Here is a 22,398-nt window from a genome sequence, read left to right as displayed (position 1 = left end):
TTTTTCATATAGAACTCATGTCCCCCGTATTAGAGGAAAAAAATAACGGCGTACCCTTAACAGGGTACACCGTCTGATCCAACTTAATTCAACGCAAGCGTCATTTATTTCACGATGGCGCCGTTTGGCATGCCCTCCGGCACGGTTGCCAGCGTGAGCTGATCCCCGTAGGAAGCGGCCAAAATCATGCCTTGCGACATTTCGCCTCTAAGCTTCACCGGCTTCAGGTTCGTCACGCAAATCACTTTGCGTCCCACCAATTCCTCCGGCGTATAGAACTTCGCAATGCCGGACACCACCTGCCGCTGCTCAAACCCGAGATCCAGCTGCAGCTTCAGCAGCTTGTCCGCTTTCTTGACCGGCTCGGCGGCGATGACCTGTGCTACGCGCAGCTCAACCTTGGCAAAATCCTCGATGCCGATTTCCTCTTTGAGCTCCACAGGCTCCGCTCCGCTATCGGCGGACGAAGCTGCCGCCGAACCCGTAGGCTCTTCCTCGGCTGCCTTCTTGCCGCCAGTCATGGCTTCAGCGATGTAGGCCACTTCCAGCTCCGCATCCAGGCGAGGGAAGATCGGCTCGCCCTTTTGAAGCTTCGTACCAGCCGGTATGGCTCCGAGCTGGCGTCCGCTTTCCCAAGTTGTCAATTCCCCTTCCGCCAAGCCGAGCTGTTCCCACATTTTCTTCGGCGTGCGGGTCAGGAACGGCTGCAGCAGGATCGATGCAATCCGCAGCGCCTCGACCAAATGGCTCATGACGGAAGCAAGTTCATGCCGTTTGCTCTCGTCTTTGGCCAGCGTCCACGGCTGGGTCTCATCGATGTATTTGTTGCTGCGGCTGACAAACTGGCTGATCGCCGTCAGCGCAACCGAGAACTCCATATTCTCCATGGCAGTTTCGACTTTGTCATAAACGGACTTGGCCGCTTCCTCGATTGCGGCATCAAAAGGCGTTACGCCTGCCGAGAAAGCCGGAACCTCCCCGTCAAAGTATTTATCAACCATGGCCACGGTGCGGTTCAGCAGGTTGCCCAAATCATTGGCGAGGTCGGAGTTCACCCGCTCTACGAAGCTTTCCGGCGTAAACGTGCCGTCCGCCCCGAACGGAACTTCGCGCAGCAAGTAATAACGAAGCGCGTCGAGACCATACCGGTCGATCATCGTGACCGGGTCGACCACATTCCCTTTGGATTTGGACATTTTGCCGTCCTTCATGAGCAGCCAGCCGTGGGCAAACACTTTTTTCGGAAGCGGCACATCGAGCGCCATCAAGATGATCGGCCAATAGATCGTATGGAAACGCACGATTTCCTTGCTCATCAGGTGAACGTCCGCTGGCCAGTATTTGTCATACAGGCTGGTGTCCTCCGTACCGTAACCGAGTGCCGTGATGTAGTTCAGGAGTGCATCAATCCACACGTAGATGACATGTTTCGGATCGCTCTTGACCTTAACCCCCCACTCATAGGTTGTACGGGACACAGCCAGATCCTCAAGACCCGGTTTAATGAAGTTGTTGATCATCTCGTTCTTGCGGGATACCGGCTGAATGAAATCCGGATTCTCCTCGTAATACTGAAGCAGGCGGTCCACATACTTGCTCATGCGGAAGAAGTAGCTCTCCTCCTTCACGAGCTCCACCGGCCGTCCGCAGTCCGGACAATTGCCGTTGACCAGCTGACGTTCCAGGAAGAACGACTCGCAAGGCGTACAGTACCACCCTTCGTATTCGCCCTTGTAGATGTCGTCCTGCTTCAGCAGACGTTCAAATACATCCTGCACCACCGTGGTGTGGCGCTTCTCCGTGGTACGAATGAAGTCTTCGTTCGATATGTCCAGCTTTTTCCACAGATCCTTGATGCCTGCCACGATGTCGTCAACGAACTGCTGCGGGGTTTTACCGGCCTCTGCCGCTTTGCGTTCGATCTTCTGCCCGTGCTCATCGGTCCCCGTCAAATAACGGACATCGTATCCGCGAAGCCGTTTGTAGCGGGCCATGGCGTCGCCGGCCACCGTTGTGTAAGCATGTCCGATATGCAGCTTGTCGCTCGGATAATAGATCGGCGTCGTAATATAAAACGTCTTTTTGTCTGCCATTGTAACCTTCCTTTACCGTGAAATTGATTGTCGCATCAAGCGATTCCTTAGGAAAACCAGCAGTAAACAGCAAAAAACCCCCGCCCCTATGGGACGAGAGTTATTCTCACGTGTTACCACCCAAATTCCCCGTACCCTTGCGGGCAACAGGCTCATCTGCCGTCATACGGCGTCCATTAACGCTGGCTCACGCCGCTTCTTTACGGCAGCCACTGGCTGCAGCGCTCAAAAACGGATCCTCCAAGACCATTTTCCGAAATTCGCCAAGACCGGTTTCCAGCTCCTCCGGCTCTCTGTTCAAGGCAAGCTTTTCGTACTTATCTCTTCCTCGGATATACCTATAATTTCTTACATTTTAATCAAACGAGCCGCAGCGTGTCAAGGTGTGCATCGATCCAAGGCATCCCCCTGGCTGCGGGCGGCATGCTTTCGATTATCATCCATATGATACCCCAAAAAAATCGCTATTCCTCTGTCCATGAAGACGACATCTTATCCTTGCGCGGCGGGACCAAATCGATGCCTCCAGGATGAAAGGGATGACATCTCGCGATCCGCTTAGCAGCCAGCCAGGAGCCCTTCAGCGCACCATGCACCTCAATCGCTTCCAGGGCATATGCCGAGCAGGTTGGATAGAAGCGGCAAGTCGCCGGTTTCAGAGGAGAAATGAATTTCCGATAGAAGTGTATCGGCACCTTCACTACCCTGCGCGCCGTGCTCATGCCCGGCTGTCCCGATTTCCTCCACCGGCCTGCGAAGTTTCCTTATCGTTATTGTCCTTGCCGCAGTCCCGGCAGTATCCGAACACTTCGAATTTATGCTGGACCACCTGGAAATCGTCCGGTGCATCGGTCAGCTGCATCGGGCAGAAGGTAATCGGATATGTCTTCTGGCACTGCAGGCAGATCATGTGATGATGATGGTGTTCTTCGCTGCAGCGTCCCCGGAACTTGACGCCTTCCTCGAACACGACTTGCTCCAATACACCAAGCTCGTACAATACCCGAAGATTCCGGTATACCGTATCAAAGCTCAAACCGCTGTACTTCCGGCCCATATATTCGTATACATCCTTGGCCGTCAAATATCCAGGATGTTCCCCAAACAATTTGGCAAGCGTCTTGCGCTGATCGGTAATGCGCAGCCCATGTTCCGACATGGCGTCGATGATCTGTTCCGTCGTAAGCATACGCAATAACCTCCTCTACTTGAAGATACTCTCTCCTTATAATGCCTGAAAAAAATGACAGCGTCAATGAAAGCGGTTGTGAACAGGCAAACCGCCTGACAAGCAGCCAGGAGCTTGAAAGGCTAACAGACGGCATAAACCTGCCCCCTCCCTCGGCAAAAACCAACAAAAAGGACAGCCCGGGCCGTGTTTCGGCTGATGGGCTGTCCGCTTGTTGTTTATGAATAAATAGGATTAGTTCTTCACTTGCGGCAGAGGCTGGAGCAGTATGTTGATCGGCAGGCTGCTTCCCGGTGCTGCCGTAAACAGAATTTCCACCGTCTGCTCGTAATTTCCCGTACGATAGAGAACGGCGGCTTCATTCGGCGCAGATACCGCGCCACCGCTTGTGTTCGGCGTCTGAATGATGTTTCCGTTCACCATCATCGCGCCCATGTATTTGCCTCCGCGCGGATTCAGCGTGATCAGCGTATTGGGTGCTACGCGGTGCAGCTTGATTTTGTACAGAACGCCGAAGTTGCCGGCGTTGGATTGATATGAACCGTTAATGCCGTCATACCCTTCCAGGTTCGGATCGTTTGTCTTATCACCAAGCGCAAGACGCGTTGGCGTGTTGCCTACCAAATCATAGGATTCAATGATTCGCGTCGAGTCCGGGTAGGTTCCCCGGTTATGAACGCCATCGCTCGGGTGAAGCTTCAGGTATGGCAGTTTCTGGATCGGATCCTTGGCTTCATCGATCATGATGACATCATATCGAATCGGCGAATCCGAATACAGGTCGGCAAACATGGACAGCACCTGCTGATTCTTCATGGTTTGCGCGCTCAAATCTTGCAGGATGATCCGGCTTTCGCCAGGGGCGAGCGAAATCGTCTTGAATGCATCCGCTGACTGCATGGACTCGAGATAGCGCTGCACAGCCGCTTTCCCCGTAGCAGTCGGAATGTTGATCGGACCGCCCAAACCGGTATACTCGGTGGTCAGACGCGCCGTCATCGTGTTGATGTTGGTCGCTACGACATACATCTTCATGTTCTTCCCGGTTGCATTCAAGTGGTGAATCATGAAGCGCGTGCTGGCATTGCCGATCTCGCGATATACGATACCTTCCTGATAGACGGTTTCCGGAGAGTTGCTGCGAATCAACAGGTACGGCTCGGAGCTTCTCGTAATCGGCATCAGATTCCATGTCGGCACGGCCGATCCGTCAAACGTGTATTTGTCGCCGATGCCCGTAAATAATTGATTGAATTGATCGCGCGTATACAACACTTCGCTTGTTACGTTGATGATTTTCTCGTATGAGCTGGTCGCCCCATGCTTATCGGTCACGATCAACAGCACTTTATGCGGCCCTGCCGTAAAGAAAGCCTGATCGTTGTTTTCCCACTTAAACGTAATTTCATCGCCGGGATCGCTGTCATAACTCATGTTAATGTACGTAATTTTCTCGCCGATCTTGTATTGCTGTTTATCCGTGTCGAACATGGCCACAGGCGGCGTATTCGGTGCGGATACATGAATGCTCAAAATATACGGATCGCTCCACTCCCCGCTGGCGTCCTGTACCGAATAGGAAACCGTATGCACGCCAGGCTCGTCAAACACATCTTCCCGGCCTTCCCAATGCTCGTCTACGATAGCCAGGCCTGTCGGCGAATAGGCATTCGTCTTGTACGTTACCTTGGTTTGTCCGGCAAAGATTTCACCAGGCTGCACCGTAAAGGATGCCACCGGCTTGGAGCTCAGGCTCAGGATGATCCGCTTGTTCGGCTGGTCGACCCGGTAGGTGATGTCCAGCGCTTGCGTGATGCTGGTCAACGGCACCATAAACGTATTATTGGACTGGTAAGCCGGTCCCTTCATCGATTTTCGAACGCCGTTCACCGTGTATACGCTGCTGTTCGTCTTAAAGCGCAGTTCATCGTTACCTCGGATAATAATCGTTTCCTTTGTCTTTCCGTCATAGGTCAGCTTCAGGCCGACACGGTCGACGAGGGATCGAATCGCGACATAGGATACGCCATTCTTGACTGCCATAGGCTGTCCGGCGGTATACGCTTTTCCGTTCTGATACATCTTGTTGCTGTTCATCATCAGGATCAGGTCATTCGGACCGAGGTTCGGTATGTTCGGAACCTCGCTGCCGGATCCGCCGCCGCTGCTGCCTCCCGGCTGTTCGCCGCTGTTGCTGCCGCTGCCCATTCCGGACAGATCGAGAATCACCTTCTTCTCCGGCTGGTTCACCGTGTATGGAATATCAAGCGCTTGCGTTATCGCGGTCAGCGGTACCATAAATACGTTGTTGCTCTGGTAGGCAGGGCCTTTCATCGGACGCACCTGTCCGTTGACTTTATAATTGCTGCTTCCTGTCGTGAATCGGAGCTCATTGCCATCCTTAAGGATAATGGTTTCCTTCGTCTTATTATCGTAAGACAGCTTAAGTCCTGCCCGCTCCACCATGGCGCGTATGGCGACATAGGATACCCCTTGCTTCACGGCCATCGGCTGTCCCGCTTTGTACTGCTTGCCGTTATGGTACATCACATTGCTGTTCATCAGCAGCACCAGTTCGTTAGCAGCTGCATTGGTAATGCCGACTTCGGGCTTGCTTTCGGCCGGGCTTCCCTCTTCGTTCTCAGATACTTCATTATCGGAAGGATCGCTTGCCGAGTCCTCCTGCTGTTCATTGGGTTCAGAAGGTGTGGCATTCGGATCGCTGGTCGTGCCTTCGATTGAATCGGAAGGTGTTTCTGTTGGCGTTGCCGGCGTTTCCTCCGCTTGCTGCAAGTCCGTCTGTTGTTCTCTGTTTGCCTGGCCTTGTCCTTCCACCGGGGACTGCAGCGCTGGTTGCCCGTTTAGCGCCGGAGCTGTAACATCCGGTGATTCAGCTGCCACGGGAAATGCCATGGATACTTGGGCCGCGGCAAGGACTGTAATCATCGAGATTCGTTTGAAATTCATTCTCTACTCCTTTAAAACTCTCAGTATAGTCTGTCTGCCTCTATTGGACATACTATTAGACGCCGACTTTCCCGAAAAGTTGCTCAGAAATGGCTGGAAAATAGGAAAACCGGAGCATTCCTAGGCAGGAAGACTCCGGTTTGAGCAACCATTATTTAATTATTGACATAGTCCTGATTACCGGTCCAGCCGAGAGGATAGGTCTTGCTGATCCCTACCGGAAGCTTACCCTCAGGCCTAACTTTGCCAACCAATACACCCGCGGCGGCATTCATGTAGTAAGGCGTATTCTCGTAGCTGCACAAATACGCGGGAACTGGCGGAAGATCATTGATATCGTACGGATTGCGGGTTGCGACGATAACGAGCGTTACATCCTCAAGCTCGCTCAGCCTGCTTACAAGCTTCTGCTGACCTTGTGGAAGACGGCTCTCGGAGGTGTACGTAGCCACCACGATCTGCTTATATCCTTCCGCCGCTTTAACGGCCTGCTCTACCTCTTCGTCGGACATATCCGTCCCGACGCGCAGATCGTCTGCCTGCACGCCGTAACTTCTCAGGGCATCCCCTAGCGTGTAGCTCTTGCTCCATGCTTCGTCGACCTGGGTCGCCTGAAGCAGCTCCGGCCAGATTACGGCAACCGCCTGCTCCGGCTTAAGAGGCAGCTGCCCTTCGTCTTTTACCAGCGTGATTCCCCTGCCTGCGATTTGAGCGAGCAGCTGTTTGGTCTCTTCGGCAACCTCGCCAATCGGGTGGACGGGAAGCTCTTCAGCGAGTTTCGCATTACGTTGTTTGAGCGCCAAAATCCGATCAACGGCTTTGTCGATCAGCTCTACCGGGAGTCTCCCGCCGCGGACGGCCTCGATGACCGCCGTAATCGCTGCCGTCTGCTCCGACAGCGTATGGCTGACCAGCACGCAGTCCGCACCTGCTTCGATCGCGCGGATCGCACCTTCCGGAATGCCGTGCTCCTTGGAGATCGCATGCATCTCGAGGCAATCCGTCACGATCAAACCTTCGAAGCCCATTTCCTCCCTCAGCAGCCCCGTTAATACAGCATGAGAAAGCGTTGCAGGCAGATCACTCGGCTCAATGGCCGGGAAACTGACGTGAGCCGTCATGATGGCATCGACGCCGTCCTTGATCGCTTGTGCGAAAGGGAACAGTTCAACGCTGCGGAGCCGTTCCAAATCATGCGGTACGGATGCCCGCCCCAGGTGGGAATCGACGCTGGTGTCGCCATGCCCCGGGAAGTGCTTGGCTGTAGCGGACACCCCTTCTTCCTGATAACCCTTAATCGCCGCAGTCCCGAGCTCGGCAACGGCATGGGGATCTTCGCCGAAGGAGCGCACGCCGATAACCGGGTTGCGCGGATTGTTGTTGACGTCGAGGCAAGGCGCGAAGTTCATGTTCACGCCGAGCGAACGCAATTCGCGCGCCCCGATTTGCGCCACCCTGTAGGCATCCTCTGCGCTGCCCGCTGCTCCAAGCGCCATATTGCCCGGAATGCGGCTGATGCCTTCATGATCGATTCGTGCGACCATGCCGCCCTCCTGATCAATCGAGATCAGAAGCGGAAACGGTTGGCTGCCCGAAGCGAGCTGCTGCAGGGATGCCGACAGCTCGGCAAGCTGAGGCAGCGTCTTCACATTCCGGCGGAAATAGCAGATGCCCCCCACCTGAAATTGTTCGATCAGTATGTTGGCATGCTCATTCGGCGTCAATGCGTTGAAGCCGCATATAAACATTTGTCCTACCTTTTGCTCTAGCGTTAAATCTGCTGCCGTCCATTTCATTGATTCCAAACCTACTTTCTATCAATTTAGAGGACGCCGCAAGTCGGAAGTAGAAGACCTGATGATTATCTGCCTGCTTTCGTCCCATCAAAGACTCAGAGACTCGGCTCCCCGGACATTTCCCGGAATTCGGATGGCGTCATGCCGGTAGCCTTTTGAAATACCTTGGTAAAATACCGCCTCTCATGATAACCGACAAAGGAACCGATCTGTGCAATGTTCTTGTCGCTGTTCACTAACAGGAATTTGGCCGCCTCCATCCGCTGTCTCGTCAAATACTCCACGAAGGTAAGACCGACATGATTCTTGAACAGCAAGCAGAAATAACTGGAGCTGATGCCCAGATGCTCCGAAAGCTCCTCGATCCCCAAGTCCTGTCCCATGTGGGTGTTGATGTACTCCAGGGCAGACGATACCAATTGTTCGGGCGTTTTCTTTACGGCTTCGGGGTTCGGAGCCTCGTCGATCAGCGAAACGGTATTGTAATACTTTTCTTTCGCCCTCTTCTTGCGGATTTCCTCCCCGATCTCCCGAATCTTCATCTCAAGCTCCCCGTAATGAATCGGCTTGCTGATATAATCCTTAACCCCCAGCTTGATCGCTTCACGGGCGTATTCAAATTCCTGATAACCCGTCAGCAAAAAGATTTCTGCCCGGCTTCCTTTCTCCCGGATCTTCGTAATGAAGGTCAGCCCGTCCATGACGGGCATCCGGATATCGCACAGAATCAAATCCGGGTTATACTGATCCGCTACTTCAAGGGCTTCCATCCCGCTGCGGGCAAGTCCGACCACCTTCATGCCCATCTCTTCCCAAGGCAGAACCTTGCTGAGATTGTTCAGGATGGGAGCCTCATCATCAACCAATAATGCCTTCAGCATGCTGCCCTTCCCCCCTGTCATAATTGGGTATGACGCATTGTATAACGGTGCCGCCGGGGCGGCTGGAGCATATGAACAGCCCATAATAAGGGCCGTACTGAATTCTAAGCCGATCGGCCACGCTTCGCAGTCCAAGTCCCCGCCGTTCCTGGTTTACTTTCAGATTCTGCAGCGTCGTCTGATCGGGTACGCCATCCTCGGACACCATATACTCAAACATGGACAACTGCTCAGACGTCATGCCGAGTCCGTTGTCCTCCACCCGGATCACGACATTGCCAAGCTCCTTCCAGGCAGAGATGCGTATCCATCCCGTATAGGAAATTCCCTCGAAGCCATGCTGGATGCTGTTCTCCACCAGGGGCTGCAGCGTCAGCTTCAGGATGCGGCTGTGCATAAGCTCTTTCGGCACGTCGATTTCGTATTCGAACAGATCCTCGAACCGAAACTTTTGGATTTCAAGATAACTTTGAAGATGCTTGATTTCTTCATCCAGCGTAATTTCTTCCTTGTCCTGTATGCTGATCCGCAAAATGCTGGCAAGCCGGTACACCATCTCGCTGACCTTGCGCCCTTCATTCTGGACCGCAAGGACATTGATCGACTCCAACGTGTTAAACAGGAAGTGCGGCTTGATCTGTGCTTGCAGCACGCGCATTTCCGCATCGGTCTTCTGCCTTTGCTCCTTCTTGATCTGCGCGAACAGATTGTTGATCCGGTTCATCAAATTGTTGAACCCTTTCGACAGCAGCAGAAGCTCATCCTCGCCCTTCTCTTCCACTCTGGCATTCAAATCCCCATCCTCCACGCGGCGCATAAACCGCACGATGACGGCAATCGTGCCGGTAATCCGGTTCATGAACAGGCGGTTGAACACAATCGCGGTAACCAGACAGATCCCCATGATGACAAAAAACCATTTGGCAAAGGAAGTTACCTCTTGCGACAGCGAGTTCCAATCGGTCACCGAGACGATATTCCAGCCATAATCGTTCAGATGATAAATGGAAACGATATTTTCTTTGCCGTTAAACTTGGCTTTGAAGCTTTGATAGCCTTGCTTAAACTCAACGTCACGCTTCATGTATTGACTGATATTTTGACCATCCATGCCGTTCTGCGGGTCAAACAGAATGAAGCCTTCATTGTTGACCAGCATGAAGGAGGTGTTCTGCAGGTTGTTAGGGAGCGTCAGATTGCGGAAAATCTCCTCGAACTCCCATCTCTTGATCTGGACGACGAGAATTCCCAGCTTGCGGAGCGTCGTGACGTCTTTTATCAGCCTGATCTGGGTAAACACCGGATCCGCCCCCGTCAGTTCCGGAAATTCGTGCGGAGCCAGCCATTTGGGAATCCCGTTCAGCTTCACAACCTCTTCATATAAGGGACTGTTCTTAAACTGCTCATAAGGCAGCGTCCTGAAATCCTCTTTGCTGAATATCGGAATGGGTGCTGATTCTTTGTTGAAATGATATAGAAACGCATAACTGATGGCAGGGTGATTATAGAGGAGATTGCGAAAGCTTCGCTGCCTGTCGTTCAATTTCAGCTGGTCTGCATTGGATTCCTTAATCAGGTTCTGCGCATCGGGATCCTTGGCATTCAGGGCCATTGCGAAGACGGAGGTGGCAATCCCGTTATCCGTGACGTACTCCATCTCCTTGAACACGTTCAAAATGCTGTAGCTGATCGCTTTTAGCGAATATTCGGCTTGCTGGCTGTACTTTTCCTCAATCGAGTTGTAGGTAATAAAGAATGTAAATAGGCCCAGCACAAATAACGGAATAATAATGAGCCCTAAAAAGGCCGTGAATAGTTTGTTCCGCAAATTCATACGCATGCTCCTGCTCCTCGTATTACCCCTTGACGCTTCCTGCGGTGACGCCTTCAATGATTTTCTCTTGCAGAACGGCATAGATGATAAGGACCGGCAGCACGCTGAATACGATCCCCGCCGACATCTGGGCGTAGTTCATATTGTAAGCGTCCCTGAAACCGACCATTCCGACAGGCAGCGTTCTCAGTTCATCATTCGAAAGGAAGTAGTTAGCAAGCAAGAATTCGTTCCAGTTACCCAGGAAATTGATGATGAATACGGTAACGATAGCCGGAACGGTCAGAGGTAAGATAATTCTAGCAAACAAGCCTCCGGACCTCAATCCGTCTATGACCGCGGCTTCCTCGATTTCACCGGGCAGCGACCGCATGAAGGCGGCCAGAATAATCACGGAAAACGGGATGGCATTGGCAACATAGGGCAGAATCAGGGCCATATGCGTATTCAGAATATCCAGCTGCCTCATGATGCCATATATCGGCAGCAAGAGAGAGTTATTCGGGATCAGCATCCCGATCAAAATACATTGAAAGATGATCGCGCTGATCCGGTTGTATCTCATCCGCGTCACGGCAAAAGCCAGCATTGCAGCAAACAGGATCGATAGACAGGCCGACAGCACGCCGATGTATAAGCTGTTCCAGAAATACGTGCTGATCTTGGCGCTCACCCAAGCGTTCACGTAGTTATCAAACACCAACGTGCTTGGCAATCCAAACGGGTTCGTTGCAATGGACTGGTTATCCACCTTCACGGATGAGAACAGGACGAACAGGAACGGATACAGGATGACGAGCAAATAAGCCATCAGGAAAATGTGCGGAATCAGTTTCTTTAGTGCCCTCATCAGTATTCAATCCTTTCGTTGCGTCTGGCGATCAGCACCTGGTAGAGCACCGTTACGATAATCGTGAAAAGGAAAATCAACACGGCGATCGAATTGCCGAAGCCATGCTTGAAACTCGTAATCGCGTATCGAATCATATATGTTGCCATAACGTCGGTGGAGCCGGCCGGCCCGCCCTTGGTCATAACCAGGATAATGTCCGCGGCTTTCATGGCTCCCGCAATCGAAAGCATGATCACAACGGAGATAATTGGCATTATTAATGGAAGCGTGATTTTGGTAGCCCTTTGGACGCCTGTCGCTCCGTCAATCGCCGCAGCCTCGTCAAGCTCCTTGGGAATGGACAGAATTGCGGCAAGCACCATCACAATGTAAAAGCCGGTCCATTGCCAAGCGTTCGTAATCAAGATGGCGATCATGGCCCATTTGCGATCCGACAGCCAGTAGATCGGCTCGATGCCAACCAATCCCAACATCTCATTCATCAGGCCAAAGTCCGGATTGTAGATGAATCCCCACAAAATGCCGATGACAGCCGTCGACATGATGGAAGGTGCGAAAACCGCTGTTTTATACAGCCCCTTCAAACGTTTGACGTTGGCGATAAGCAGGGAGAAAACCACGATGATCGGAACCTGGATCATGCAGGAAAAAAGTATGAAATAGACATTGTTTCGGACCGCCTTCCAGAAGGCATCGTCATTCAGGGCGGTCACATAGTTATCGAGCCCGATGTACTTCACGTCTTTGGAGATGCCGTTCCAGCTCGTAAAGCTGTTGTCAAACGCAGTGAAGATGGGATATATGAAAAAAGCCAGAAACAGCAAGAATGCCGGCAGCACAAAAACGATGTAAATCAGAGGATTTCTCAGCGCTCTGTTCATGGTAACCTCCGTATTGATGTCTGATGTTGTTTAGGCGAAAGGGCACCCCCATATGCCTTTAGCGGGTGGTGCCCTTTCGTCTGGAATTTTAGTTATTCCTCTGAAGCGTTAGCCGCTTCCTGTGCTGCTTGAACATTCTCCAGCATCTTCTCGGCATCGAGCTCGCCGCCGATCACCTGCTGGATTCCCATGCTCAGCGCCGTGTTTACGTCGGCTTGAACAAGCGCATCGAAGGCAGGGAAGGATTTGTTGATTTCGCTGACGCCTTTGAAAATGTCCTGCATCAGCGGATCATCCGACGTGGAATTCATCGTTTCCAGATCCATCTTCATCGCCGGCAGTACTCCGTCTTCCTTAAGCCCGCGCAGCTGCATTTCATCCGTCCACATATTTTTGATGAATTCTTTAACCGCTTGAAGCTTGCGAGGATCCTCTGCTACCGCCGCCGAGAAGCCATATCCGTTGTTAGCGTCCTGCATGACGATGACAGGGTCGCCCTCATTCACCGGAGGCAAATTGAAATATCCGATCTTGCCGACCATGTCGCCCGCTTGCGCCGGATCTCTAAATACGGAGTTCGCCCACGATCCGTCCATCATCATGACGGCTTCCCCGGTGATGATTTGATTTCTCATGTCCGCGTATTCAAAGCCGAGCTCGCCTTTTTTGAAGTACCCTTTCTCCACCCATTCCTGATGTTTCTTCACGCCTTCCACGACTTTCGGATCGGTCCATTTGGTTTCCCCGGTCTTGAAGCCGTAAGTTACCTCCGCTCCTGCATAATAACTCCACAGGTTATTCGTGGTCATGAGCGGAATCCATGCATCCTTGGAAGATTGCGCGAACGGAATTTTGCCGTCGGCCTTGATGGCTTCGGCGATCTGCTCAAGTTCCGCCAACGTTTTGGGTACGCTCAGACCTTTCTGGGCGAAGTAATCCTTGTTATAGAAAATACCTTCGATGGAACCGCCGATCGGCAATCCATAGATCTTGCCGTCATGCGTGAACGGGTCCAGTGTCGTAAATTTGTCCTTTATGCCGAGCTCATCCAGGATCGGGGTCAAATCGAGCATCAAGCCTTCTTTGGAATATACGCCTGCATCGGGGCTTCCGAATACGTCGAATACTTCCGGCGGCTTGCCGGCAGCCATCTCGCCTCTCAGCTTCTCTTTACGATTCACTTCAGAGTCTACAGCGTCCAGCTTGATTTTAAGCCCGGGCACCGCTTCTTCGGTTTTGCTGACCACATCGTTCAGCAATGCGAGACGGAACTTCTTGGATTCGCCTACTTGCGTATGGCGAATGGTGATTTCAAACGGCTCATTGCTCACCGTTCCTTCCGAGCCGCCCGACGGCTTTTCTGCCGCCTTGTCACCGCCGCCGCATGCAGACAAAAGCGTGGATGAGACGAACAAAAGCGACATGAATAATGCCAGACCCTTTTTCTTCATTGTCTTTGACCCTCCCGAAGTGTTTGTATATTGATAGGCGCTTTCCTTACATCTTCATTATAGAAAGCGATTCCACTTTACGATAGGTCGATATTTTTCTATCCAAGGGATAATATCCTCTACAAAAAACAATAACCCTTCCATAAAGAGGAAAGGTTATTGTTATTAATGATTACATATTGTGTTTAATATTATACAACTAAAATGAGTTCAAAACCGACGGCTATTTCTCGGGAATTTCGCCAATCAACCGGTAGGCGCGTGCGACTTCTTCCTCGGACGGTGAAGGTACGCCTTCCAACGGATAGGCCATGCCGAGCTCCTTCCATTTGTACACGCCCATCTGATGGTATGGCAGGATCTCGAACTTCTCCACGCCGCGCAGCGTGCGGATGAATTGACCGAGCCCCACCAAATCGTCCTCGCTGTCATGGATGCCCGGCACGTAGACGTGCCGGATCCACATGTTCCGACCATGGTCGGACAGCCAGCGGGCGGTCTTCAGCGTCCTTTCATTGGACTTGCCTGTCAGCTTGATGTGCTTCTCATCGTTGATATGCTTCAGATCAAGGAGGACCAAGTCGGTATGCTCCAGCAATTCCGATATTTTATCCGGCTCGTTATACCCGTTGCTGTCCAGGGTCGTATGCAAATTCCAGCGGCGCTTCACTTCCTTGAACAGCTCCGTGACAAAAGGATACTGCAGCGTCGGCTCACCGCCCGAAACGGTGAGTCCTCCACCCGATGACCGGTAGTAGCACAGATAGGGCTCTATCTCTCGCAGCACGTCATCCACCGTCATTTCATGTCCTTCATGAAGTCCCCAGGTATCCGGGTTGTGGCAGTATTGACACTTCAGAAGGCAGCCCTGCATGAAGAGCACAAAGCGGATACCCGGACCGTCCACCGTTCCGAACGTTTCTATGGAGTGTACATGACCTTTTAGCATGGTGCGTCATCCTTTCTGTATCCGCTATGGTTGTCTTCCATCCTTACATCGATCCGTGGAAGGTACGGTTAATGACATCGAGCTGCTGTTCGCGCGTCAGTTTGACGAAGTTGACCGCATAGCCGGATACCCGGATGGTTAACTGCGGATAATTCTCCGGATGCTCCATCGCATCGATCAGCTGCTCACGGTCAAACACGTTCACGTTCAAATGATGGGCCTTGCTGCCAAAGTAGCCGTCCAGCATGGCAACCAGATTGTTTACCCGAATGTCGCTTTCTTTGCCCAGGGCTTTCGGCACGATCGAGAACGTATTCGAGATGCCGTCCAGACTGTCCTCATAAGGCAGCTTGGCCACGGAAGTCAGCGAAGCGAGGGCTCCCTTCTTATCGCGTCCGTGCATCGGGTTTGCGCCCGGCGCAAACGGCTCGCCTGCTTTGCGTCCATCCGGCGTGGTTCCTGTCTTCTTGCCGTATACCACGTTCGACGTAATCGTGAGCACCGATTGGGTCGGCATGGCATCGCGGTAGGCTTTGTGCTTGCGGATCATGCTCATGAAGGCCTCGACCAGTTCAACGGCGATGCCGTCCACGCGGTCGTCGTTGTTGCCGTAGCATGGGAAATCGCCTTCGATTTCAAAATCCACCGCAATCCCTTGCTCATTGCGTATCGGCTTCACCTTCGCATATTTAATCGCGCTCAGCGAATCCGCTGCTACGGACAAGCCCGCTATGCCGCATGCCATCGTACGCAGGATATCGCGGTCGTGAAGCGCCATTTCAATCCGCTCGTAGCTGTATTTGTCATGCATGTAGTGAATCACGTTGAGGGTATTCATGTAGAGTTTCGCGAGCCATTCCATCATCGGCTTGAAGCGCTTCATGACCTCATCATAACTCAGAAACTCAGCGGTGATCGCCGGATATTCCGGTCCGACCTGGGCGCCGGATTTCTCATCCTTCCCGCCGTTGATTGCATACAGCAGCGCTTTGGCCAGGTTCGCTCTGGCTCCGAAGAACTGCATCTGCTTCCCAATGCGCATGGCGGATACGCAGCAGGCGATGCCGTAATCGTCCCCATAGATCGGACGCATGAGATCGTCATTCTCATATTGGATCGAGCTCGTTTCGATCGATACCTTCGAACAGTATTTTTTGAAGGCCTCCGGAAGCTTCTCCGACCACAGCACCGTCAAGTTCGGTTCCGGCGCAGGTCCCAGATTGTACAAGGTGTGCAGGAAACGGAAGCTGTTCTTGGTTACTCTCGTTTCACCGTTCAACGACATGCCGCCGATGGATTCGGTCACCCACGTCGGATCGCCGCTGAACAGCTCGTTGTAATCCGGCGTGCGCAGGAACTTCACGATCCGCAGCTTCATGACAAAATGGTCTACCAGCTCCTGGGCTTTCTCTTCCGTCAGTATGCCTTCAGCCAAATCCCGCTGGATATAAATATCGAGGAAAGAAGATACCCGGCCAAGCGACATGGCAGCGCCGTTTTGCTCCTTGATCGCGGCCAAATAACCGAAATACAGCCATTGGAATGCTTCCTTCGCGGTATTCGCAGGTTTGGAAATGTCAAAGCCGTGCATGCCGGCCATTTCTTTCAGTTCCTTGAGGGCGCGCATTTGTTCGGACAGCTCTTCCCGCAGACGGATCACCGGCTCGTCCATAGCGTCCACTTCAAGCTCGCCGAGTTCTCTCAGTTTGTCCTGGATCAGCGCGTCCACGCCGTATAACGATACTCTGCGGTAGTCGCCGATGATGCGGCCGCGGCCGTATGCATCGGGAAGCCCCGTAATAATCCCGGCTTTACGCGCTGCTCTCATCTCCGGAGTATAAGCATCGAATACGCCCTGATTATGCGTTTTGCGGATGCCGTTGAAGATATCCACAACCGCCTGCGGCATTTCGAAGCCGTATGCGTTGCACGCATCAATCATCATCCGGATGCCCCCGAAAGGCTGAATCGAGCGTTTGAACGGCTCGTCGGTCTGCACGCCGACGATCTGTTCTTTATCCTTATCCAAGTAGCCGGGCCGGTGGGAGGTGATGGTGGAAGGCGTATGGACATCCACGTCCAAAACCCCGCCGTTATCCCGCTCCTTCTTGGTTAAATCCGATACGATATCCCACAGTGCCTTGGTGTTGTCCGTAGGTCCCGCCAAGAAATCATCAGAGCCATAATAAGGGGTAATATTCTCTGCAATAAAATCATTAACGTCAACGCGCTTGGTCCATTTACCTGATTTAAAACCTTTCCAGCCAACTTCTTTTTCAATCACCGACATATTGAATCCCTCCTAGATTATGCTGCAGCTTGCAGGTACTGGCGGGGACACACATTGATCTATCTCAGATCTTAAATGTGATTATTTTCACGATCAATGGCATCTCTGTCCCGCCATGTGCCTTCAAGCTTCTATATCAAAGATCTGAGATTCAGCTTTCTGCTACACCTTTATTGTAGTCCTGTTGATCCGCAGCATCTGTGATAAAAATCACAAAGTTATGGTAATCCGTGATTTTTATCACTCTGATTCCGGGCTCCCCTGGCTTCTACCACCATTTATAATGGAATTTAGGATCTACCTTCTGCCCTTTCCTGTTTAGAAACGTCCATAGAAGGCGTTGCGGTATACTTCTGCCAGCTCCGTCACCAGCGGCAGCTTCGGATTGCTGGTCGTGCACTGATCTTCGAAAGCCCGGTCCGCCAAATGCTCGACGTTTCTCTCGAAGTCCTGTGGATCGATGCCCAGCTGCTGGAACGATTCCTCGATGCCGAGTTTGCTGTTCAGCTCGCGGATGGCGGCGATCAGGCTGTTTACGCCCTCCTCCGTCGTTCTTGCCGGCAGTCCAAGAATCCGTGCGATCTCGGCATATCTTTCATCGGCCACAAAGTGGGTGTACTTCGGCCATGCCGCGAATTTCGTTGGCTTCTTGGCATTGTAGCGAATGACGTGCGGCATCAGTATGGCATTGGTCCGTCCATGCGCCGTATGGTACTGTCCCCCCCATTTATGCGCAAGACTGTGATTGATGCCCAGGAACGCGTTCGCAAAGGCCATGCCTGCAAGCGTCGAAGCATTATGCATTTTCTCGCGGGCGAGTTTGTCGCCGGTCAGCGCCGATTGCTCAAGATACTGGAACACCAGCTGGATGGCTTTGATGGCAAGCCCATCCGTGTAATCGCTAGCCATCACCGATACGTAGGCTTCAATCGCATGCGTCAGGACGTCCATGCCGGTATCGGCCACCGCCGTTTTAGGCAAGGTGTACACGAATTCCGGATCGATGATCGCCACGTCCGGCGTCAGCTCATAGTCTGCCAGCGGGTATTTGGTATTTCCCTGCACTTTGTCCGTGATGACGGCAAACGAAGTTACTTCCGAGCCCGTTCCCGACGTTGTCGGAATGGCTACGAATTTCGCCTTCCGTCCGAGCTTCGGATATTTATAGACCCGTTTGCGGATATCCATGAATTTTTGCTTCAGGTTGTTGAAGTCCGTATCCGGATATTCATAGAACAGCCACATCGCTTTTGCGGCATCCATAGGCGATCCGCCGCCAAGGGCGATGATGCAGTCCGGCTGGAACCGTTCCAGCATCTCCGTACCCCGTTCAACGGTCGTTGTCGAAGGATCCGGCTCGACTTCCGAGAACACCTCGATGGCTACCGGCAGTCTGCGCTGACGCAGGTAATGCTCTACCCGCTCCACATATCCCAGCTTCACCATCATGGGGTCGGTTACGATCGCGACGCGGGTGATGTCAGGCATTTTGGCGAGATACTGCGTCGAGCCTTTTTCAAAGTAAATTTTGTCCGGCACTTTAAACCACTGCATATTCACGGTTCTGCGGTTCACCCTTTTCACGTTGATGAGATTGACGGCCGTCACGTTCGACGACGTGGAATTCCGGCCATACGAACCGCAGCCGAGCGTCAGCGATGGCAGGTTCGTGTTGTAGATATCCCCGATGCCGCCTTGCGAAGAAGGCTGGTTGACCAGGATGCGGCAGGTCTTCATGCGATCCGAGAATTTCAGGATGACGTCCTCATTGTGCGAGTGGATGACCGACGAGTGGCCCATGCCGCCAAAAGCAACCATCTCTTCGGCGCGCGTGATGCCCTCTTCCGCATCTTTCACTTTATAGCAGGCCAGCACCGGGCTCAGCTTCTCGGCGGACAACGGATAAGCAGGACCGACTCCCTCCAGCTCGGCGACCAGGATCTTGGTGCTTTCCGGTACCTCAAAGCCGCAAGCCTCGGCAATCTTGGCTGCCGGCTGTCCGACGATGGTAGGATTGACGGCGCATTTATCCGCTACCATGGCATGCGCAGTCAGCTTCGCCAGCTCTTCCTTGTTCACGAAATAACAGCCGCTGGCGATCATTTTTTTCTTCACGTTATGATAGATCGGCTCCTCGATAATGACCGCTTGCTCGGATGCGCAGATCATGCCGTTATCAAACGTCTTGGATAGGATCAAGTCGTTCACCGCTTGATCGAGGTCCGCGCTCTTCTCGATGAAGCACGGCACGTTGCCGGGACCTACGCCGAGGGCTGGCTTGCCGCAGCTGTATGCTGCTTTGACCATCGCCGATCCGCCCGTAGCCAGAATGCAGGCGACGTCCGGATGGTTCATGAGTGTATTGGTTTTATCCATGGAAGGTGCCTCGATCCACTGGATGCAGTCGGCCGGAGCGCCTTGTTTCACGGCTGCGTCCCGCAGGATGAGCGCGGCTTCCCTGCTGCATGCCTGCGCGGATGGATGGAAACCGAAGATGATCGGGTTTCTTGTTTTGATGGAGATCAGCGCCTTGAATATGGTGGTCGAGGTCGGATTGGTTACCGGTGTGATCCCCATGATGATCCCGATCGGCTCCGCAATTTTTTGGAAGCTGTCATAGGCATTGTCTTCGATGATACCTACCGTTTTGTCGTACTTGATGCTGTTGTGGATATACTCCGTGGCAAACAGGTTTTTGATGATTTTGTCTTCATACACGCCGCGGCCCGTTTCCTCAATCGCCATTTTCGCCAGCTGCATGTGCTTCTCAAGTCCGGCCATGGCCATGGCCTGCACAATTCCGTCGACTTGCTCCTGATCGAGTTTCATAAACTTTTCTTTTGCCCGATTCGCCTTGTCGATCAGACCTTGAATGTACTCTGCTGCCGTTTGTCCCTTCACTTCAACCGTTGTTCCTTTGCTCACAGCCATATCTCTCATCCTCCCATGGTTCATGTTCTTTCTGTCTACGCTTCGATCGTAACACAGACGCTTCTTAAATCATGTGAAATATTTCACAATATTAAAATTTATCTTTTCTGTGTGATTTATACCTGTCTTTTCCCTCTTTCAAGTGAAAGAGATCACAATGTTTGAAAATTCGCCATGATTTCCCTCTTGTTCCGCCCCACAAGTGAATGTTTTCACGTTATAATGTATTTAAAGATTAAACAGATCAAATTTTAGGATGTTAGGGGATACCACCATGAAAACTGTAGACCATGTAATGGAAATCGAAAACTTAGGGAACACGCAGTGCTTCTCGGAACAAAACCGCAACCGTCTGCTGGTCACCATGAAGGAAAGGGTACTCCCTGAAGGATCGCATTTGTTCTGGGAAGGCGACTTCGCCGACAAGCTGTACTTCGTTAAACAAGGAAGAATTAAATTGACCAAATCGACGGATGAAGGCAAAGAGCTTATTCTATATATGTACCATCCTGGAGACATGGTCGGGCAAGCCGATCCATTCTTCAGCAACAACCACAGTTTTTCGGCAGAGGTGCTTGAGGACAGCGTAGTCGGGGTCATCGAGCACAAGGATCTGGAGCTGCTGATCTGCCAGCATTGCGACTTCGCGATTGATTTCATGAAGTGGATGGGTATACACCACCGCATCACGCAGACCAAATTCCGCGATCTCATGATGTACGGCAAGCCCGGCGCATTAACGTCGACGCTGATTCGTCTGGGCAATACCTACGGGCAGCATCAAGAGGATGGCACCATTCTCATCAACAAAAAGATCACCCACACCGATCTTTCGAACATGATCGGGGCCACCCGCGAAAGCGTGAACCGGATGCTGAGCGACCTTCGCAAAAAGGACGCCATCGAATATGCCGGCGGCATGATTGTTATCAAAGATCTGCCGATGCTGCAGGAAATATGCCACTGCGAGCTGTGTCCGAACGAAATCTGCCGGATTTGATCCGCCTAAAGCCCCTTTGGTGCATAATATATGGGCATCTGCTTACAATAAACCTTGTCTTTCCAAACCAAATCAAAGGGAGTGCTCAGCATGCGTGAAGGTTTGATTCCTGCTGTTCTTGGAACCGTGGTTTCTGCTTCGGGTGCCGCTCTGCTTTGCAGCAGGTATAAATTTGCTGCAACCGGTATTCTAGGCTTCGGACTGGCTCATATGGTGCTTGGTGCGATTGACCTGGTGGAACATCGGTAAACGATTTGGAAGGCAAGATTCTCACGGCTGTCCTTTCAGTTCAATGACTGAGGAGGACAGCTTATTTATGCTATCGCCCTCCTATTTGTATACAAAAAAAGAAACCGTTGCTTGGCAAATGGACGAATGACAGACCATTAACCAAGAACGGTTTCTTTGTTTATTCATCAGGTTGGACTTCATCTGACAATGAACTAGGAGGATGGAATTCCTCCGTTACACCCCAATCATAGCCTACTTTTGCTTGCTCCCCTTTCCCGAAGAGATAAACCAGTAAGCCATGCCTACAAACAACCCGCCGCCAATGATATTCCCCAGCGTGACCGGCACCATGTTGCTGATCCAGCCGCTGATGGATACCGTCTCGGGATGTCCCGGCAATATCGTCGCCAGCGTCAGAAGCGACATGTTCGCTACGCTATGCTCATACCCTGTCGCAATGAAGGCAAACAGGCACCACCATATTAAAATCAGTTTCGTTGTTTCTCCTTTGGCCCGAATTCCCATCCACAGGGCCAGACATACAAGCCAGTTACATAATATGCCTCTAAAAAACAGCTCCATGAACGGATCGTTCATTTTCTTGGCCGCTGCCGTGAAGATGAGATGATCGGGCGGCAGCCCTTTGAACAGGCCGGAAGCATAAACCAGATAGCTGAGCAGGATCGCTCCCGCCAAATTGCCGATAAACACAAGGCCCCAATTTTTCAGCGTGTCCCCCATCGTCGTTCGTTTGGATAACGTGCTTATCGTAAAAAACATATGATTTCCGGTGAACAGCTCTGAACCGGCAAACACAACCAACGTGAGCGCAATCCCGAATGCGGCTCCCATGACGAGGGACTGGAAAGGCGAACCGGCGGCTGCCAGCGGCGCGCCCAGCTTAAAGATTAATACGATCCCAATGCCGACATATGCGCCGGCCAGCATGGCCGATACCATGTAGCGCAGCAAGTTGTTGTTCATCTGCTCTTTTTTCGCGACCGCGGCATGGACGACGGCTTCCACATCATTGTTAAACATGGGTTACCACC

The 22,398-nt window shown here is 52.2% G+C and carries 16 protein-coding genes and 1 other annotated feature; of the genes, 2 read left to right on the top strand and 14 right to left on the bottom strand.

The genetic code is table 11. The features are described from left to right. Positions 1 to 104 precede the first annotated feature (104 nt). The 13 genes from metG to adhE all read right to left on the bottom strand — a co-directional run bounded on the left by metG (position 105) and on the right by adhE (position 20,115). Entirely contained in the window at positions 105 to 2,093 is a 1,989-nt protein-coding gene (metG, locus tag MHI43_RS10500; protein WP_015734439.1) for a methionine--tRNA ligase, read from the bottom strand. An 86-nt stretch (positions 2,094 to 2,179) separates the two neighbouring features. Continuing rightward, positions 2,180 to 2,431: a binding site (T-box leader), on the bottom strand. Between the two features lie 126 nt (positions 2,432 to 2,557). Continuing rightward, on the bottom strand, positions 2,558 to 2,815 hold the full coding sequence (gene yidD, locus MHI43_RS10495; RefSeq protein ID WP_015734438.1) for a membrane protein insertion efficiency factor YidD: 258 nt from the start codon (positions 2,813 to 2,815) through the stop codon (positions 2,558 to 2,560). Next, positions 2,812 to 3,282 (bottom strand): Fur family transcriptional regulator, encoded by a 471-nt coding sequence (locus tag MHI43_RS10490; protein WP_009595022.1) that lies wholly within the window; start codon positions 3,280 to 3,282, stop codon positions 2,812 to 2,814. Before MHI43_RS10490 ends, yidD begins: the two co-directional genes overlap by 4 nt. A 234-nt stretch (positions 3,283 to 3,516) precedes the next feature. Further along, entirely contained in the window at positions 3,517 to 6,249 is a 2,733-nt protein-coding gene (locus MHI43_RS10485; RefSeq protein ID WP_015734437.1) for a copper amine oxidase N-terminal domain-containing protein, read from the bottom strand. Positions 6,250 to 6,404: 155 nt separating this feature from the next. After that, positions 6,405 to 8,045, bottom strand: coding sequence for a glycoside hydrolase family 3 protein (locus tag MHI43_RS10480; RefSeq protein ID WP_036665757.1), 1,641 nt, complete (start codon positions 8,043 to 8,045; stop codon positions 6,405 to 6,407). 95 nt (positions 8,046 to 8,140) lie between these two features. Further along, positions 8,141 to 8,926, bottom strand: a complete 786-nt coding sequence (locus tag MHI43_RS10475) for a response regulator (RefSeq protein ID WP_015734435.1) — start codon at positions 8,924 to 8,926, stop codon at positions 8,141 to 8,143. Then, positions 8,904 to 10,760 carry a sensor histidine kinase gene (locus MHI43_RS10470; protein WP_036665759.1) on the bottom strand — a complete coding sequence of 619 codons (1,857 nt, stop codon included), beginning with the start codon at positions 10,758 to 10,760 and terminating at the stop codon, positions 8,904 to 8,906. Before MHI43_RS10470 ends, MHI43_RS10475 begins: the two co-directional genes overlap by 23 nt. Before the next feature lie 22 nt (positions 10,761 to 10,782). Continuing rightward, positions 10,783 to 11,610 (bottom strand): carbohydrate ABC transporter permease, encoded by an 828-nt coding sequence (locus MHI43_RS10465; protein ID WP_015734433.1) that lies wholly within the window; start codon positions 11,608 to 11,610, stop codon positions 10,783 to 10,785. After that, positions 11,610 to 12,494, bottom strand: coding sequence for a sugar ABC transporter permease (locus MHI43_RS10460; RefSeq protein ID WP_036665761.1), 885 nt, complete (start codon positions 12,492 to 12,494; stop codon positions 11,610 to 11,612). Before MHI43_RS10460 ends, MHI43_RS10465 begins: the two co-directional genes overlap by 1 nt. Before the next feature lie 92 nt (positions 12,495 to 12,586). Beyond that, positions 12,587 to 13,945, bottom strand: coding sequence for an extracellular solute-binding protein (locus MHI43_RS10455; RefSeq protein WP_015734431.1), 1,359 nt, complete (start codon positions 13,943 to 13,945; stop codon positions 12,587 to 12,589). 223 nt (positions 13,946 to 14,168) lie between these two features. Further along, positions 14,169 to 14,894 (bottom strand): pyruvate formate-lyase-activating protein, encoded by a 726-nt coding sequence (pflA, locus tag MHI43_RS10450; RefSeq protein ID WP_036665763.1) that lies wholly within the window; start codon positions 14,892 to 14,894, stop codon positions 14,169 to 14,171. Positions 14,895 to 14,937: 43 nt separating this feature from the next. Continuing rightward, entirely contained in the window at positions 14,938 to 17,184 is a 2,247-nt protein-coding gene (pflB, locus tag MHI43_RS10445; RefSeq protein WP_036665766.1) for a formate C-acetyltransferase, read from the bottom strand. Between the two features lie 318 nt (positions 17,185 to 17,502). Next, positions 17,503 to 20,115 carry a bifunctional acetaldehyde-CoA/alcohol dehydrogenase gene (gene adhE, locus MHI43_RS10440; protein ID WP_036665767.1) on the bottom strand — a complete coding sequence of 871 codons (2,613 nt, stop codon included), beginning with the start codon at positions 20,113 to 20,115 and terminating at the stop codon, positions 17,503 to 17,505. A 274-nt stretch (positions 20,116 to 20,389) separates the two neighbouring features. On the opposite strand from adhE, the gene MHI43_RS10435 reads away from it, so the two are divergent. Both MHI43_RS10435 and MHI43_RS10430 read left to right on the top strand, forming a co-directional pair. Next, positions 20,390 to 21,115: a Crp/Fnr family transcriptional regulator gene (locus MHI43_RS10435; RefSeq protein ID WP_009595016.1), complete on the top strand. Its 726-nt coding sequence runs from the start codon at positions 20,390 to 20,392 to the stop codon at positions 21,113 to 21,115. 90 nt (positions 21,116 to 21,205) lie between these two features. Further along, positions 21,206 to 21,364 (top strand): hypothetical protein, encoded by a 159-nt coding sequence (locus MHI43_RS10430; protein ID WP_009595014.1) that lies wholly within the window; start codon positions 21,206 to 21,208, stop codon positions 21,362 to 21,364. Positions 21,365 to 21,598: 234 nt separating this feature from the next. On the opposite strand, the gene MHI43_RS10425 is transcribed toward MHI43_RS10430, so the two are convergent. After that, positions 21,599 to 22,387 carry a formate/nitrite transporter family protein gene (locus MHI43_RS10425; RefSeq protein ID WP_036665769.1) on the bottom strand — a complete coding sequence of 263 codons (789 nt, stop codon included), beginning with the start codon at positions 22,385 to 22,387 and terminating at the stop codon, positions 21,599 to 21,601. Between the last annotated feature and the right edge of the window lie 11 nt (positions 22,388 to 22,398).

It is taken from the genome of Paenibacillus sp. FSL H8-0457 (assembly GCF_038051935.1).
GTDB classification, from domain to species: Bacteria; Bacillota; Bacilli; order Paenibacillales; family Paenibacillaceae; genus Paenibacillus_AQ; species Paenibacillus_AQ lautus_A.
Note: the sequence above shows the minus strand (reverse complement) of the source record. Positions and strands in the feature narration are given on the sequence as shown.

What these genes read in the sequence shown, in the direction of transcription:
- metG (WP_015734439.1), bottom strand. Translation starts at nt 2,093, where the DNA reads ATGGCAGACAAAAAGACGTTTTATATTACGACGCCGATCTATTATCCG.
- yidD (WP_015734438.1), bottom strand. Translation starts at nt 2,815, where the DNA reads ATGAGCACGGCGCGCAGGGTAGTGAAGGTGCCGATACACTTCTATCGG.
- MHI43_RS10490 (WP_009595022.1), bottom strand. Translation starts at nt 3,282, where the DNA reads ATGCTTACGACGGAACAGATCATCGACGCCATGTCGGAACATGGGCTG.
- MHI43_RS10485 (WP_015734437.1), bottom strand. Translation starts at nt 6,249, where the DNA reads ATGAATTTCAAACGAATCTCGATGATTACAGTCCTTGCCGCGGCCCAA.
- MHI43_RS10480 (WP_036665757.1), bottom strand. Translation starts at nt 8,045, where the DNA reads ATGAAATGGACGGCAGCAGATTTAACGCTAGAGCAAAAGGTAGGACAA.
- MHI43_RS10475 (WP_015734435.1), bottom strand. Translation starts at nt 8,926, where the DNA reads ATGCTGAAGGCATTATTGGTTGATGATGAGGCTCCCATCCTGAACAAT.
- MHI43_RS10470 (WP_036665759.1), bottom strand. Translation starts at nt 10,760, where the DNA reads ATGAATTTGCGGAACAAACTATTCACGGCCTTTTTAGGGCTCATTATT.
- MHI43_RS10465 (WP_015734433.1), bottom strand. Translation starts at nt 11,610, where the DNA reads ATGAGGGCACTAAAGAAACTGATTCCGCACATTTTCCTGATGGCTTAT.
- MHI43_RS10460 (WP_036665761.1), bottom strand. Translation starts at nt 12,494, where the DNA reads ATGAACAGAGCGCTGAGAAATCCTCTGATTTACATCGTTTTTGTGCTG.
- MHI43_RS10455 (WP_015734431.1), bottom strand. Translation starts at nt 13,945, where the DNA reads ATGAAGAAAAAGGGTCTGGCATTATTCATGTCGCTTTTGTTCGTCTCA.
- pflA (WP_036665763.1), bottom strand. Translation starts at nt 14,894, where the DNA reads ATGCTAAAAGGTCATGTACACTCCATAGAAACGTTCGGAACGGTGGAC.
- pflB (WP_036665766.1), bottom strand. Translation starts at nt 17,184, where the DNA reads ATGTCGGTGATTGAAAAAGAAGTTGGCTGGAAAGGTTTTAAATCAGGT.
- adhE (WP_036665767.1), bottom strand. Translation starts at nt 20,115, where the DNA reads ATGGCTGTGAGCAAAGGAACAACGGTTGAAGTGAAGGGACAAACGGCA.
- MHI43_RS10435 (WP_009595016.1), top strand. Translation starts at nt 20,390, where the DNA reads ATGAAAACTGTAGACCATGTAATGGAAATCGAAAACTTAGGGAACACG.
- MHI43_RS10430 (WP_009595014.1), top strand. Translation starts at nt 21,206, where the DNA reads ATGCGTGAAGGTTTGATTCCTGCTGTTCTTGGAACCGTGGTTTCTGCT.
- MHI43_RS10425 (WP_036665769.1), bottom strand. Translation starts at nt 22,387, where the DNA reads ATGTTTAACAATGATGTGGAAGCCGTCGTCCATGCCGCGGTCGCGAAA.